This is a genomic window from Ruegeria sp. BHSB058, assembly GCF_059613285.1.
In genome coordinates this window covers 1-15,753 of record NZ_JBXWSF010000037.1, presented here as the reverse complement: position 1 = coordinate 15,753, position 15,753 = coordinate 1, and the positions used below count along the sequence as shown (strand labels likewise).

Sequence of the window (15,753 nt, the reverse complement as noted above, 5' to 3'; positions counted from 1 at the left end):
CCGCGCCCCGATCCGGTCAGTCCCAGTCGGGGGTGGCGGTGCCGAGCTTGGGCGCGGGCAGGGCCCAGCACATTTTCGCCGGGCCGATGGCAAGAGCGGGAGACAGGCGAAAGCCGTTGCCCCAGCCGGTCTGTTCCGGCGCAGGCGCGAAATCCGTTTTGAGCGGATTGGCGATACCCAAGCCAGACGCGGTTTTCCTTAGGCTGACCAAAAGCTCTGCCGTGCGGGCGAGCGACAGGCGGGCATCGGATATTGGCCTGCCTTCGACCGCCTCGGCCAGCGCCGACAGAACGGCAGCGGCCATCAAATAGCCTGTTGCGTGATCAAGTGCCTGAACCGGCAAGGGTGTCGGCTTGTCCGCCTTTGCCCATACCTGACCGGCATGAGCAATGCCCGCGCTCATCTGCACGAGGCTGTCAAAGCCGCGCCGCTTGGCCCAGGGGCCGTGCCAGCCATAGGCGTCAAGCGCCACCTCGACCCGGTTCGGCGCGATCCGGTTGCGGGTCGCGACGTTGAGCCCCAGCCCGTCCAATGCGCCCGGCCTGTAGCCGTGGACAAACACGTCGGCCTGTTCCAGCAGGTCCTTCAGCCGGGCAAGCCCGTTGGACGATTTCAGGTCCAGATAGGCGCAGCGCTTGCCGAGTGAGATGTCGGGGATCACCCCCGGTTCGTCCCATTCGGGGGGATCGATCCGCAATACCTCGGCCCCGAAACCGGCCAGCGTGCGGGTTGAAACCGGCCCCGCCAGGACGCGGGTGAGGTCGAGAACCCGCAGGCCCGCCAGGGGGCTTTCGGGTGTTGCCTGTGGCCTTTGGCGCAGGTTTGCACGCCTCGGTCCGGTCCAGGCCACCAGAGGTTCGGAGGCGACCGCGCGGCCCTGTGGGTGGGCCAGCCAGTCTTGCCGGCTGCGCATGGCGGCGGCAACGCCGCCCTGGGCGACGATGGCTGCTTCGAGTTCGTCCGCGTTCCAGCCAGACACGGCTTGGCTCACGGCCTCGCGGTCGGGTGGTGTTGCCATCACTTTCAGAGCCGCCGCGCGATGGGTGGCGAGATTGGTGTGCAGCCGGATCCAGCCATCGGCGGTCCGGTAGTCGCCGGCGACCGGGTCCCAGGCGCTTGGCATGGTCCAGCCATCCGGGCGCAGGGACCAGCCGTACCAGAGAGAGGCCAGACGGTGATCGACGGTGACCGGTGGTTGTCCGGCTGTCAGGTTCTGCGCGCGCATCAGCCGCGCCAGTTCCTGCCCGACCGCCGCAAAGGATGCGGTGGCCAGTTCCGACACCGCAAAGACGCTGGGCAGCGCGCCGCTGCCAGTTACCTTGTAGGTATCAGGCGCGGGCAGGGCGGAAAGCAGGGTCATTGCTGGTAGGGGTCGAGACTGTCGCGCAGTCCGTCACCCAGGAAGTTGAAGGCGAGTACCACAACGATGATCGGCAGCATCGGAATGGCCGTCCAAGGATAAATCTCGATCGAGGCGAGGTTTTGCGCGTCGTTCAGCATCACGCCCCAACTGACCGCAGGTGCCCGCAAGCCAAGGCCGAGGAAACTGAGCGCGGTTTCGCCGAGGATCATTGCCGGGATCGACAAGGTTGCGGAGGCGATGAGGTGTGATGCGAAATTCGGCAACAGGTGCTTGCGGATCACGCGGCCCGACGAGGCGCCCATCATTTCGGCGGCGCGCACGTATTCCTCTTCGCGTAGTGACAGGAATTTGGCGCGTACCGAGCGAGCCAGGCCGGGCCAGTCGAGGATACCAAGGATCACCGAGATGATGAAGAACACGGCAACCGGGCTCCAGTTCGAGGGCACGGCAGCGGACAGGGCAAGCCAAAGCGGCAGTTCGGGCAGTGAGCGCAGGATCTCGATCACACGGTTGATCAGCCAATCGGTCTTGCCGCCAAAATATCCCGCCATTGAACCGAACAGGATGCCAAGAAAGAACGACACCGAAATGCCGATGAGGCCGACGGTCAGCGACAGCTGTGCGCCATAGAGAATACGGCTGAACACATCGCGACCCAGCCTGTCCGACCCCCACAGAAACACCGTTGCGCCATCGGATGGGCAGAACAGGTGGGTATCCGAAGGGATCAGCCCTGCAAGACGATATTCGTCGCCCTTGCAGAAGAAGCGGATCGGGGCGGGGTTGTCGGTGTCGGGGACGAATTTCCACTGGAATGTTTCCAGATCCGCCTCGGCCACGATGGGATAGACGTATGGCCCGACGAACTCGCCCTCGTGGAACCAGCTGATCGATTGCGGCGGGGCATAGAGGTGCTCGCCATTGCGTTCATTCGGTGTGTAGGGTGCGATGAAGCCGGCAAACGGCAGCATCAGGTAGCTGAGCAACAGGAAGATGCCGGATACAAGGCCCAGCTTGTGGGTTTTGAACTTGCGCCAGACCAGCACCCAATTCGGGGCATCCAGGTCGCGGCGTTCCAGTTGCTGGATCGAGACCTGCGGATCATAGGGGGCGTCGTCGACATAACGACCGTCGGGAAGCTGGGTCATGTATCTCGCCCCTCATATCGGATGCGCGGATCAAGCATGACCAGGAGCACGTCCGAGATCATTGTACCCACCAGCGTCAGCAAAGCCACGAACATCAGAATGAAGCCGGACAGAAACTGATCCTGCGTCTTGAGCGCAGTCAGGAGCGTGGGGCCGATGGTTTGCAGGCCCAGCACGACCGAGACCAGAACCGAGCCGGAGACCATCGAGGGCAGCAGGTTGCCGATATCGGCGACAAAGGGGTTGAAGGCCACGCGCAGGGGATATTTCGTCAGCATCCGCGAGGGCGACATGCCCTTGGCAATCGCCGTCTCGACATAGGGTTTGCCCAACTCGTCCAGCATATTGGCGCGCAGACGCTGCATCATTGCCGAGGCGCCAGAGGTGCCGATGACAAAGGTTGGCACGATGAGATGAAGAAGAATCGATTTCACCTTGTCCCAGCTCATCGGCAAACCCTCATAGGCGGGGTCCATCAGGCCGCCGATGGGCAGGTTGAAATAGCGGTGGCCATAGTAGAACAGGATCAGCGCCAGCAGGAAGTTCGGTGTGGCAAGTCCCAGATAGCCGACAAAGGCCGAGGTATAGTCGACCCATGTCCGCGACCGGGCCGCAGCGAGAACACCCAGCGGCAGAGCCACTGCATATACGAACAGGACGGCGGCCAGGTTGACGACGACCGTCAGCCAGAGGCTGTCGCCCACGATCTCGGACACGGGTCGGTCGAACTCGAACGACCAGCCGTAGTTGCCCTGAATCAGGCCAGAGAACCCGTGCGGACCGGGCATGAAGCCCATCCAGATCATGTATTGTTCCCACAAGGGACGGTCGAGCGCGTATTCCTTGCGAAGGAATTCTGCCTTGTCGACACCCGCAGATTGTCCTGACGCCTGCAGCTCGGCAATCTGGTTGCTCAGATAGTCGCCGGGCGGCAGGTTGATGATGATGAAGATCATCGCCGACACCACCAGCAGCGTCAGCAGCATGGTGAAAAAGCGATAGACTGCGTAGCGCAGCAAAAGCATTCAGCTGCCCCCGTTACTGGTCCAGAAAGAACTCGTCCATGCGATGCACGCCGAAATGCGCGCCCGGGTCCCAGGCCCACATCCCTTTTTCGGGCACGTTGTGCAGGCGGTTCGAAACGACGATCGGTTGCGGTGTGCCGGCCAGAATGCCGATGCCGTAGACCTGATCGGCATGGATTTCCAGCATCTCCTTCCAGGCGGCGGAGCGCTGTTCATCCGTGGTCGCGGTATCCCAGACCTTGGACAGTTCCATCAACCGCTGTGCTTCGGGCATGTCGGGCGCTTCGCCCGCATCGCCGCCGGTCTGATAGAACTGGCCCCATTTGGGCCAGGCCAGGAATACCTGATCGGTAGGAGCGAGATAGGCGGGGGAGGTATAGACCTGCGGGATGCCGTTGTCCCAGCCGTACCAGACCGATGCCATTGTGTTTCCTGCAAAGACGCGGTTGCGCAGGATGTCGCGATCCAGCGGGCGCATGATCAGCTTGACGCCGATGTCGCGCCAGTTGTCGGTGACGATCTGCATGGCATTTTCGACCTCTTGCCGCTCGCCCGCGGTTTCGATGATCAACTCCATCGGGCGGCCATCGGGCAACAGACGGATACCACTGCCGTCGCGCTTGTCGAGCCCGGCCTCGTCAAGCAGTTTGTTGGCCTGTTCGGGGTCGTAGGCGGCCCAGGCTTGCAGGTTCTTTTCGTCGAAGAAAGGGGAGTAAGGCAGAACGGTCATGGCGCCCGGTTTGCCGAGCTTGAAATAGAGCGCCTGGTTGATCGTATTCCGGTCGATCCCCAGCGACAGCGCGCGGCGCACGCGTACGTCCCGCATCAGGTTGCGCCATGTATCATCGGCATAATTGAGGTTGGGATAGATCGCGATCTGCGAGGCCACGCCGGTATCCCACAGATAAGTTTTGTAATTACCCCCGGCTTCGCCCTTCTTGAGGATCGAGGCATCGCGGAAATCAAGCCCGCGTCCCTGAAGGTCGGTTTCGCCCGCGTTGGTCTTGGCAGCGACCAGACCGGGCGCCACGATTTCCATCTCGATAACGTCGATATAGGGCAGTTGCACACCCTTGGCATCGATGCGGTGATAATAGGGATTGCGCACGAAGTTGTGGCGGATCTTCTTGCCCGAGCTTGCATTCAGCCACGGTTGCAGGGTGGGCAGTTCGTGGTTGTCGTATTTGTACATGTTGTCGAGCTTGTTGTGCAGCGCGGCCCAGCTTTTGACGCGGGCGTCGTCAACCTCGGCGGCGAGTTCGTCGGGGTCGGCATAGGCTTCGTGGTATTTCTTGAGGAAATGCGAGGGCCGGTAGATGAAGGGCGGGCGTGCCTGTGCGAGGCTTTGCAGGAAGTTGGGATTGGGTTCTTCCCATTCGAACACCACAGTGATTTCGTCAGGGAAGGTGACGACCGGTGGTTTGCCGTTGACCCGCAGGAAATCCGGGGGGCCGGAGGGGCTGAGCAATTCGTTGTTGGCGACGTCTTTCCACCAGTATTCGAAATCGGCAGAGGTGAAGGGGGTGCCATCCGACCACTTGTGCCCTTTGCGAAGTTTCAGGGTGAACTTGCGGTTCCCATCGTTCTCGAAACTCGCCAGAAGGTCCGGAACCAGCTCGTATTTCTCGTTGTAGCCGACAAGGCGGGCGTAGCCATAGACCACCATCTGCCGGATATCCTTGGACCGCGTGACCATTGTGCGCAACGTGCCGCCTTGATGGCCGTATTCCCGCCCCTTGGCCTCCGGATCGACCACGACCGGCTCTTCGGGAATGCGCTCGGCCACCGGGGGCAGATTGCCCATTTCGACTTCCTGTTTCCAGAATTCGCTTTCCTGCAGGGGTGGAAGCGTATCCGAGCCGGCCTGTACCGCGCCGGCAAGCGCCAAGGCGACGGCAAAGAAAATCGACCTGCGAGTGGTTTCAAACATGACAACGTACCTTATGGCCGGGTTCCAGCTCTTTCAACGAGGGTACCACGGAGTTCGAGAAACGAAAGGCTTCGTCCCAGCTGTCCGGCGATCCTGCGCCCAATGCTACCAGTTTCAGGTCGATTGGGCGATTGATATCGGGTTCGGGCTGGGCCGCGATCAGCGCTTTCGTGTAAGGGTGACGGGGGTTGTAGAAAAGCGTTTCCGGCGGGGCCTGTTCGATCACCAGACCTTGCCGCATGACCGCGACTTCGTCGGCGATCCGTGCCACCACGGCGAGATCGTGCGAGATGAACAGATAGGACAGGCCCAAACCTTCCTGAAGGTCTTCGAGCAGGGTGAGGATCTGTTCCTGCACAGATACATCAAGGGCCGAGGTCGGTTCGTCGCAGACAATGAATGACGGGTCCAGCATCAGCGCGCGCGCAACCGACAGCCGCTGACGCTGCCCGCCGGAAAACGCGTGCGGATAGCGTTTCAGCATGTCCTCGTTCAAACCCACGCGCTTCAGCATCGCGGCGGCCTTGTCGCGCTGTTCGGCCGTGGTTCCGATGCGGTGAATCTCAAGCGGCTCGGTCATCGCGTCCTGTACCCGCATGCGTGGGCTGAGCGAGCTGTAGGGATCCTGAAAGATCATCTGTGCCTGACGCTGAAATGCGGTGCGTTCGGTTCGGCTCATCTTGTGCACGGTGATCGGCTCGGCCCCTGGTTGCGCGCGAAACAGAACCTCGCCACCCGGATCGGGCGGTTCAGCCCCCAAAGCGATTCGCGCCGCTGTGGTTTTGCCCGACCCGCTTTCACCGACAATCGCCAGGGTTTTGCCACGCGCCAGTTTCAGGTCGACGCCGCGGCAGGCGTGAATCAGCGCCCCGGCCTTCCATCCCTTGCCGGACCGCATGGAATAGGTCTTGGATATCTCCTTCATCTCGAGGATCAGATCCTCGTCGGGCATCGGGATACCGACGGCTTCCTGATCGGGGATTTCCGGGGCGGCGTCGAAGAGTTGTTTGGTATAGGGATGAGCCGGTTCGCGAAGGATCAGTTCTGCAGACCCCGATTCCATGACGCGTCCCTTATGCATGACCACCACCTGTTCGGCCATGTTCGCCACCACGCCCAGATCATGGGTGACGAGAATCAGGGCCATACCGGTTTCCTGCTGCAACTCCTTGATCAGGCCCAGCACTTGCGCCTGTGTCGTCACGTCGAGCGCGGTGGTCGGTTCGTCGGCGATCAGAAGGTCGGGTTTGGCAACCATCGCCATGGCGATCATCGCGCGCTGGCGCATTCCGCCGGAGAGTTCGAACGGATAGGAATTGTAAGCACGCTCCGGATCGGGAAAGCCGACGCGGTCGAACTGTTCCAGCACCTTTCGCTTGGCTTCGCGTTCCGAGGCGCTGCGATGCAGCCACAACACTTCGCTGACCTGATTTCCGATCGTGTGGAGAGGCGACAGGGACCGCATCGGTTCCTGAAAGATCATCGAGACCTGATTGCCCCGGATGCCACGCATCTGTCTCTCGGTGAGGTCGGACAAAATTTGAGCGCCATCGGGGCCTTGTAAGGTGATCTTGCCGCTTCTGAGTTGTGCGGCCTTGGGCAGAATGCGCAACACGGCGCGGCAGGTGATCGTTTTGCCGGACCCGGATTCGCCAACCAGCGCCACGGTCTGGCCCGGCTGGACGTCGAAGTTTACGCCCTGAACCACAGGATCGGCAGTACCAAAACCGATGCTCAGATCTCTGACGGACAACAGCGGAGTCATCGGGGTTTTCCACCCGCCTGGCCGTGGATCGACATCAACTTCAAGAACTCCCTGATTTTTTCGTGCAGTTTCACCCGCCGGACCCTGACTAGTCAAATACGTTCTTGACGATAATCGGAGTGACGGTGGGAATAAATCTTTCCGATGGACATCACGAATTCTTGAGATTGCTGGATTTTTGGTGTTCGCGAAGAATTCATCGCCTGAGCGAAGCCCGTCGGACTGATTTAGCCAATGCTATCCGTCGCGCCCCGGCTCGTCGGGATCGTCGGAGAAGAGAGCAATTTTGTTTCCTTGTGGGTCGCGAAGGTAGCCAACGTAGAAGTGTGGCCCATATGCGGCACGAAAGCCCGGCTGTCCCTCATCGGACCCGCCTGCGGCAAGCGCAGCGGCGTGCAGGTCTCGAACCTGCTTTTGATTGCGCGCTTCGAACGCGACCATGGATCCGTTGCCGGCCGAGGCCGGACACCCATCGAAGGTTGGTTTGACGTAGAAATCAGGCGGAACGGGAGATTGCCCGGATTGTACGGGCAATACGTAGCTTAGGCCCTCGGGGCCCTCTTCCAGTTCGTATCCAAGGGCCGTCAGGAATGCTGAGTAGAACTGTTTGGCGCGAGCGATGTCATCGGCACCGACGGTGACGTAAGCAATCATTCAATGTGTTCCCTTCGGTGTTTTGAATACTGTAGCAATTCTCCTGAATTGCGGTAGGCCTCGGGACATCATACGCATTGAGACAAAGTTCTGTTCTGGACCACACTATGTGCAGACGTTCCGGTTAAGGGAACGGCCTGCGGCATTTCACCGGTTGTCGTTTCACTTTGACGGCTCCTACAGTCCGAAAGGACAGCCGGAGAGATGGAATGAGTGCGATCCTGACACTGAACGCGGGCAGTTCGTCGATCAAGTTCGGGGTATATCTGGCCGCAAAGGAGCCTACGCTGCTACACCGGGGGCAGGTCGAGAACCTGGGGCCGGTCGCGCAACTCGTGCTAAAGCGCGACAAGCGGCAAGCGACCCAGATCGGACCGGCCGATCATGCGGCGGCGGTGCGCGCAATTCTAGAGCACGTCGACCAACTGCTGGGGGACATGGAGATTGCCGGCATCGGCCACCGGGTCGTGCATGGTGGGCGCACTTTTGACGGCCCTGCCGTGTTGACCGATACGGTTATCGAGCAACTTCAGGCGCTTGAACCGCTTGCGCCCCTGCATCAGCCGCATAATCTTGCGGCGATACTTGCGTCAAGAACGGCCTATCCGGGCGCGGTTCAGGTCGGGTGTTTCGACACTTCGTTTCATTTCGGCCATCCATTTGTGAACGACGCCTTTGCGATCCCGCGCCGGTTTTATGAAAAGGGCGTGCGACGCTATGGGTTTCACGGGCTGTCCTATGATTATATCACCGGCAAGCTGAAACGGGACTATCCGCATCTGTCGGTTGGACGGGTTGCCATTTGCCATTTGGGTAATGGCGCGTCGATGTGCGCGGTCGTAAATGGAAAGAGCATCGGTTCGACCATGGGGTTTTCCGCGCTGGACGGGTTGCCGATGGGCACCCGGTGCGGCCAGCTTGATCCCGGCGTGCTGCTGTATCTTATGGCGCAGGGCCACGGGGTCGAGGCGATCACCCATATTCTTTACAAGAAAAGCGGCCTGCTGGGCCTCAGTGAAATCAGCCACGACATGCGCACTTTGCTGATGCATGACGATCCCCGGGCACAGGAGGCGATCGACTATTACGTGTTCCGCATCAAGCGTGAGTTGGGGGCAATGTCAGCAGTAATGGGCGGTCTTGACGCCGTCGTGTTCTGCGGTGGCATCGGTGAGAACGCCGCACTGATCCGGGAGCGGGTTCTGGAAGGCATGGAGTATCTCGGGCTCAAGTTGAATGCCGAGGCGAATGACAGCAATTCGACGGTGATATCATGCGGTGAAACGCCGGTTCTGGTGATCCCGACGGACGAAGAACGCGTCATCGCCCGCGCGGTTTTCAAGGCGATGGGTTGAACACCGGTCGACGGAATTGCACCCTGCCGGCGGTCAGCCGGTTTTCGCGGCTGGCAAACATTCAGATACGAAAGCTAGGTTCATGTTGTTCTACGATTGCTCGACCGCCCCCAATCCTCGCCGCGCGCGGATGTTCATCGCTGAAAAGGGATTGGATATTGAAACCCGCGATATCTCCATCGCCAAGGGCGAGCAGTTGAGTGACGCGTTCAAAGCGGTCAATCCAAGGGCGACAGTACCGGTTCTGGTGACGGACGATGGCACGGTTCTGACCGAGAACCTGGGAATTGCGGCCTATCTGGAAGCCCGGTTTCCGGAACGGCCATTGATGGGGCGCACCCCCGAGGAAAAGGGTCTGGTGCTGATGTGGAATGCACTGGTTGAACAGCAGGGCGGTTTGCCAATCGGCGAGGCATTGCGCAACTCGCATCCGGCGTTTGCTGATCGTGCGGTGCCCGGCCCTTGGAACTATGTGCAAATACCGGAGTTGGCGGACAGAGGGTTGGACAGGGCCAGGCGCTTTTTCGACATCCTTGAAGAACGCCTGCAAGACAGCCCTTTCATTGCCTGCAGCCATTTCACTCTGGCCGATATCACCACCTTCGTTTTTGTGGACTTCGCACGAGTCATCAAACTGCGAATCCCCGAAGAAAACTTCGCCACATTGACGTGGTTCGAAAATATCAGGGGCCGCTCAAGCGCAAGTATCTAGTGTAATTAATTGAGTTGTAGTCATAAAATATCCGCCGTCAGAACTGTACATATTTGTCTAGACAGAAGTGAACAGTGCCATTAGCGTCCTCTGCGAGTTGTTCGAGGGGAAAAGGCGATGAAATCCCAGTATCGTGTCGTGGTCATCGGTGGCGGCGTCGTGGGCGCTTCGGTTCTGTATCATCTGGCCAAATTTGGCTGGTCGGATGTGGTTATGCTGGAAAGGCGGCGGCTGGCTTCGGGATCGTCATGGCACGCGGCGGGCGGCATCCATGCCCTGAACGCGGATCCAAACATGGCCTCCTTGCAGGCTTATACGATCGACCTGCTGAGTGAGATCGAAAAAGAATCGGGCCAGAATATCGGTTTGCACATGACCGGTGGCCTGACGCTGGCCGGTACGCCTGAACGCTGGGAGTGGTTGCAGGCCAACTACCGCATCTTCCAGTCCATCGGCATTGACGACTGCGAGCTTTTGACCCCGCAAGAGGCGCAGCGGCGTTGCCCGATCATGTCAACCGACGGCGTTCTGGGCGCGATGTGGGCGGATCGTGAAGGTTACATTGATACAACTGGCACTGTTCAGGCTTATGCGACAGCCGCCAGGAAACGTGGTGCCGAATATTACGAGGAAACCAAGGTCGAAGAGCTGATCCAGACTGATGACGGCTGGCAGGTTGTGACCGATAAGGGCACGATCACCTGTGAACATGTGGTCAACGCGGCCGGGCTCTGGGCCAAGCAGGTTGGTCGCATGGCCGGGGTAGAGCTGCCAGTCTCACCGTTGAAGCACCACTATCTGATCACGGACACGGTGCCCGAAGTGGCGCAGGCGGATTTCGAGATGCCGATGACTGTGGATCTCGAAGGATTCACTTATATGCGGCAGGACCAGAAGGGTGTTCTGGTGGGGATCTACGAGGTCGATCACGAACACTGGGCGATGGACGGCGCGCCGTGGAACTATGGCGAGGAACTGTTTCAGGAACAGCTTGACCGGATCGAGAACGAACTGACATTGGGCTTTGAGCGGTATCCGTCGATCCAGAACGTGGGCATCAAGACATGGGTCAATGGTGCGTTCACGTTCTCGCCAGATGGTAACCCGCTGGTTGGTCCGGTTCCGGGCAAGCGCGGCTATTGGACCGCCTGCGCGGTGATGGCCGGGTTCCTGCAAGGTGGTGGCGTTGGGAAAACACTGGCCGAATGGATGATCCACGGCGAGCCCGAAGCGGACGCCTGGCCGATGGATGTGGCGCGCTATGGTGATTTCGCACAGAACAAGCGGTATATCCGTGAAACCACTGGCCAGTTCTATTCGCGCCGCTTCGTGATGACCTACCCGAACGAGCAATTGCCTGCGGGTCGCCCGCTGAAGATGGCTCCGGCGCATGACGCGATGACCGAGGCCGGATGTAAATGGGGTGTCAGCTGGGATCTGGAGGTGCCGCTGTATTTCGCGCCCAAAGGGTTCGAGGAAACGCCAACTCTCAAACGTTCGAACGCGCATGACATCGTGGCCGCTGAATGCAGGACCATCCGGGAGGGCGTGGGCCTGCTGGATATCTCGGGCTTTTCCCGCTTTGAGGTTTCCGGCCCAAATGCCGAAGCGTGGCTGGATAACATGATGGCCTCGAAACTGCCCGCCCCGGGACGTGCCAAACTGGCGCCGATGCTGGGTGAGAACGGGCGGCTCAAAGGCGACCTGACCGTGCTGAACTGGGGCGATGGCACCTGGTGGATCATGGGCAGCTATTACCTGCGCGCCTGGCATATGCGCTGGTTCAACGAGCATATGATGGACGGCGTGTCCATCCGTGATCTGGGGGAAGAGATTTGCGGGTTCGGCCTTGTGGGACCGAAATCGCAAGAGGTGATCGAGAAACTGGCGGAACAGGATATCTCGGGCCTGAAATTCATGGGCTGCGGTGATTTCGACATCGGCCTTGTCCGGGCGCGTGTTGCACGTATGTCGGTGACCGGCGAGAAAGGATATGAGATCAACTGCCGCTATGGCGATCATATCAAACTGCGGCGGATGTTGCTGGACGCCGGTGCCGATGAGGGTATCCGCGAGTGCGGTTTCAACGCGATGCTCTCGACGCGATTGGAAAAGAGTTTTGGCATCTGGTCGGCGGAGTTTACCCAAGCCTATACGCCGGGCATGACCGGAATGGATCGCTGGATCGACTGGAACAAGGAATTCGTCGGCAAGGCCGCGGCCCAGGCCGAACGCGACGGCAATGGCCCGGCGCAGGTGCAGGTGACGCTGGAGATCGACGCGCTGGACGCCGATGCCAGCGGGTATGAGCCGGTTTGGTCGGCTGACGAGCGGGTCGGGTTCGTGACCTCGGGCGGCTATGGTCATTATCTTGGCAGGTCTCTGGCGATGGCCCTTGTCGATCCTGCCAAGGCTGAGCCGGGAACCGAGCTTTCGGTGCATGTTGTGGGTGTCGAACGTCCGGCGCGCGTGATTGCCCCGTCACCATATGATCCGCAAGGCAGGGCGATGCGGTCATGACCCGGCGCGGCAGGCGTGGGCGCGAAGCGGCGGCAGGTACGACGCGGCGGCAAGTGGACTATCGCAACCTGCGCAACCCGTTTCCGCCAATGGCCGCCTTTACCGAGGACCGGATCGAGGCGTTGCATCAGGCTTCGCTGACCGTGCTGGAGGATATCGGGATCAAGGTTCTGCTGCCCGAGGCCCGTACATTGTTCCGACAAGGCGGCGCGCGGGTCCGGGACGAAATGGTCTTTATAGGGCGCGACATGGTCGAGTCAGCGTTGGCCACCGCACCCAGATCTTTTGTCGTCAAGGGCGGGGTGGCCGAGCGGGATCTGACAATGGAGCTGGGGCGGCTGATCTTTCAGCCGGGCGCGGGTGCGCCGCATGCCACCGATCTGGTGCGCGGGCGAAGGCCCGGCACCTTGCGCGATTTCCGCGAGATGGTGCAGATCACCCAGAGCTTCGACGTGCTGCATATGGTCCCGCCACTGGTCGAGGCGCAGGATGTTCCGATGCACCTGCGCCACTATGCGATGACCCAGGCGGAACTGACGCTGAGTGACAAGGTGCCGTTCATCTATTCACGTGGCACTCCGCAGGTGAAGGACGGGTTCGAGATGGTCCGTTCTTTCCGGGGGCTGTCCGAGGAGGCATTCGCGGCCCAGCCCTGGTGTTATACGATCATCAACACAAACTCGCCGCGCGTAATAGATATGCCGATGGCGCAGGGGCTGATCGATTTTGCGCGCGCGGGCCAGATGTCGATCGTCACTCCGTTTACGCTGATGGGCGCAATGGCTCCGGTAACCGTAGCGGGGGCGATGACGCTGAGCCATGCCGAGGCGCTGGCAGCGATCACGCTGACACAGCTTGCCAGACCCGGTGCGCCGGTCTGTTACGGTACTTTCACCAGTAATGTGGATATGAAGTCGGGCGCGCCTGCGTTTGGAACGCCCGAGCATTTCACGGCATCACTGGTGGCCGGGCAACTGGCGCGCAAGATCGGCCTGCCGTGGCGTTGCGCCGGTGGAAGTGCGGCCAATACCAACGATGCACAGGCGGCAAATGAGACGCAGTTCGGGCTTTGGGGTTGCCTGATGGCAGGGGCGACGGTGGTGATCCACTCGGCAGGGTGGCTCGAAGGGGGGCTGACCGTGTCGTTCGAAAAGATCATCACCGATCTTGAAGTTCTGCAGATGGTGGCCGAGTTGTGCGCCGGAACGACTGCGACGGATGCCGATATTGCACTGGACGCGCTGCGCGAGGTGGGGCCATCGGGGCATTTCTTTGGTGCCGCGCACACGATGGAGCGGTACCAGACCCAGTTCTATGAACCGCTGGTGGGCGACTGGTCGAATTTCGGAACATGGACCGAGCGGGGTGCAATTGACGCCAATCATCGCGCGACAGGCATCTGGCAGAACATCGTCGACACATTTCGGGCACCGGCACATGATCAGGACCGGATTGCCGAGCTTGAGGAATTCATCGCGCGCCGAACCGCTGAAGGCGGCGCGCCACCGGAGAGTTGAATGAGCACCAAACCGATCCTGCACCGCGACGACCCGGATGCCGAACCGCTGGTCGGAAACATCAAGGTAACCCGCGACGACTGGCTGAACGTCGCGATGGATGTTCTAGTGTCTGACGGTGTCGAACAGGTCAAGGTGTTGAACCTGGCCGAAAGAATGGCGGTGTCGCGGTCCTCGTTCTACTGGTATTTCAAGTCCCGGCAGGAATTGCTGGATGCGCTGCTGGCGCGCTGGCAGGCGACCAATACCGCGGCCATGATCGCGCAGGCCGATACCCCGGCGGACACCATCACTGCGGCCGTCTGCAATGTGCATCGCTGTGTGGTCAATCCGAACCTGTTCGACACGGCGCTGGATTTTGCCGTGCGGGACTGGGCGCGGCGGTCGGGAAAGGTACGCCGTATACTGGATCAGTCCGACGCGCGGCGGCTGGCGGCGCTGCAGGCGATGTTCGCGCGGTTCGGCTATGAGGACATGGAGGCCAAGACACGCGCCCGGGTTCTGTACTACATGCAATTGGGATACGATCTGGCGCAGTTGAACGAACCGCACGAGGCCCGGCTGGCGCTAGTGCCGCACTATCTTTTTGCCTTCACCGGGGTTGAGGCAAGGCCGGACGAGATCAAGGAATTCAGCGCTTATGCCCGCAGAATTTGGGAGGGACAGGACAATGAACAATCCTGACGCAATCATCATCGGGACTGGTGTCATCGGCGCGGCGGTCGCGTTCGAGCTGGCCAAACGAGGCTGGAAAACGCTGTCGCTGGACCGCAATACTCAGGTCGGCCACGGGTCGACTGCAGGGTCCTGTGCCATCATCCGGATGCACTATTCCACCTTCGACGGCACGGCATTCGCCTGGGAGGGGTATCACTATTGGCGCGACTGGGCCGACTATCTGGGTCTTCCGGAAGGAGCCGATCTGGCGCAGTTTCGTCAGACCGGGTGTCTGGTGATGAAGACCGAGGCCAACGGGCATCTGGCCAGGCATATGCAGTTCAGTGCCGAACTAGGCTGTCCGTTCGAAGAACTTGATGCCGCCGGCATACAGGACAAGCTGCCCATCTATGATCTGAACAGCTATGCGCCTGCGCGCCGCCTGGACGACCCGCAGTTCGGGCAGCCCAATGGCGAGCGTCTTGGGGGGGCGGTTCTTTGGCCGCAGGCGGGGTATGTCACCGACCCTGCGCTGAGCGCGCAAAACCTGATGGAGGCTGCGAAACTGCACGGGGCGCAGGTGCAGACGGGAGTCGAAGTGACCGAGGTTTTGCAGGTAGCAGGCCGCGTTGCAGGTATCAGGCTGGCAACCGGGGCCGAGATACATGCACCGGTAGTAATCAACGTGGCCGGACCCGGGTCGTCGATTGTCAACCAGATGGCGGGCGTGACCGACGACATGACAATTGAAACCCGCCCCCTGCGGCAGGAAGTGGTGCATGTTCCCGCGCCCGAAGGGTTCGATTTCCAAGAGCAGGGCATGATCGTATCCGACAGCGACATCGCCTGTTATGCCCGGCCCGAGCATGGAAACCACATCCTCGTCGGCTCGGAAGATCCGGAATGCGACCCGCACCAATGGTGCGATGATGACAAACACTATGACCGCGATTTTACCGAACAGTGGCGGACGCAGGCGATGCGGTATGCGCAAAGGGTGCCGTCTTTGGGCATTCCGTCGCGAATGCGGGGGGTAGTCGACCTTTATGATGCATCCACTGACTGGATACCGATTTATGACAGGTCGAGCCTGCCTGGGTTCTATAT

General features: G+C 60.4%; 12 protein-coding genes. 6 read left to right on the top strand and 6 right to left on the bottom strand.

Annotated features, from left to right (window positions below; genetic code table 11):
- Nucleotides 1-16: 16 nt before the first annotated feature.
- From AC2FNB_RS11270 to AC2FNB_RS11245, 6 genes are all read right to left on the bottom strand, one after another.
- Nucleotides 17-1,360: a CoA transferase gene (locus AC2FNB_RS11270; RefSeq protein ID WP_496746363.1), complete on the bottom strand. Its 1,344-nt coding sequence runs from the start codon at nucleotides 1,358-1,360 to the stop codon at nucleotides 17-19.
- Complete coding sequence (locus AC2FNB_RS11265; RefSeq protein WP_496746361.1) at nucleotides 1,357-2,511, bottom strand: ABC transporter permease; 1,155 nt, start codon at nucleotides 2,509-2,511, stop codon at nucleotides 1,357-1,359. The genes AC2FNB_RS11270 and AC2FNB_RS11265 overlap by 4 nt, the downstream gene beginning before the upstream one ends.
- Complete coding sequence (locus AC2FNB_RS11260) at nucleotides 2,508-3,536, bottom strand: ABC transporter permease (protein ID WP_496746359.1); 1,029 nt, start codon at nucleotides 3,534-3,536, stop codon at nucleotides 2,508-2,510. The genes AC2FNB_RS11265 and AC2FNB_RS11260 overlap by 4 nt, the downstream gene beginning before the upstream one ends.
- A gap of 13 nt (nucleotides 3,537-3,549) precedes the next feature.
- A complete protein-coding gene (locus AC2FNB_RS11255; protein WP_496746357.1) occupies nucleotides 3,550-5,466 on the bottom strand; it encodes an ABC transporter substrate-binding protein in 1,917 nt (638 codons plus the stop codon).
- Nucleotides 5,459-7,231 (bottom strand): ABC transporter ATP-binding protein, encoded by a 1,773-nt coding sequence (locus tag AC2FNB_RS11250; RefSeq protein ID WP_496746355.1) that lies wholly within the window; start codon nucleotides 7,229-7,231, stop codon nucleotides 5,459-5,461. Before AC2FNB_RS11250 ends, AC2FNB_RS11255 begins: the two co-directional genes overlap by 8 nt.
- A gap of 237 nt (nucleotides 7,232-7,468) precedes the next feature.
- On the bottom strand, nucleotides 7,469-7,885 hold the full coding sequence (locus tag AC2FNB_RS11245; protein ID WP_496746353.1) for a VOC family protein: 417 nt from the start codon (nucleotides 7,883-7,885) through the stop codon (nucleotides 7,469-7,471).
- A gap of 209 nt (nucleotides 7,886-8,094) precedes the next feature.
- On the opposite strand from AC2FNB_RS11245, the gene AC2FNB_RS11240 reads away from it, so the two are divergent.
- From AC2FNB_RS11240 to AC2FNB_RS11215, 6 genes are all read left to right on the top strand, one after another.
- Nucleotides 8,095-9,240: an acetate/propionate family kinase gene (locus AC2FNB_RS11240; RefSeq protein WP_496746350.1), complete on the top strand. Its 1,146-nt coding sequence runs from the start codon at nucleotides 8,095-8,097 to the stop codon at nucleotides 9,238-9,240.
- An 82-nt stretch (nucleotides 9,241-9,322) separates the two neighbouring features.
- On the top strand, nucleotides 9,323-9,952 hold the full coding sequence (locus tag AC2FNB_RS11235; RefSeq protein ID WP_496746349.1) for a glutathione S-transferase family protein: 630 nt from the start codon (nucleotides 9,323-9,325) through the stop codon (nucleotides 9,950-9,952).
- A 117-nt stretch (nucleotides 9,953-10,069) separates the two neighbouring features.
- Entirely contained in the window at nucleotides 10,070-12,472 is a 2,403-nt protein-coding gene (locus tag AC2FNB_RS11230) for a GcvT family protein (protein ID WP_496746347.1), read from the top strand.
- On the top strand, nucleotides 12,469-13,989 hold the full coding sequence (locus tag AC2FNB_RS11225) for a trimethylamine methyltransferase family protein (RefSeq protein WP_496746345.1): 1,521 nt from the start codon (nucleotides 12,469-12,471) through the stop codon (nucleotides 13,987-13,989). The genes AC2FNB_RS11230 and AC2FNB_RS11225 overlap by 4 nt, the downstream gene beginning before the upstream one ends.
- On the top strand, nucleotides 13,990-14,673 hold the full coding sequence (locus tag AC2FNB_RS11220; RefSeq protein WP_480747924.1) for a TetR/AcrR family transcriptional regulator: 684 nt from the start codon (nucleotides 13,990-13,992) through the stop codon (nucleotides 14,671-14,673).
- A partial coding sequence (locus AC2FNB_RS11215) for an NAD(P)/FAD-dependent oxidoreductase (protein WP_496746343.1) occupies nucleotides 14,660-15,753 on the top strand: 1,094 nt, incomplete at its 3' end. The genes AC2FNB_RS11220 and AC2FNB_RS11215, both read left to right, overlap by 14 nt.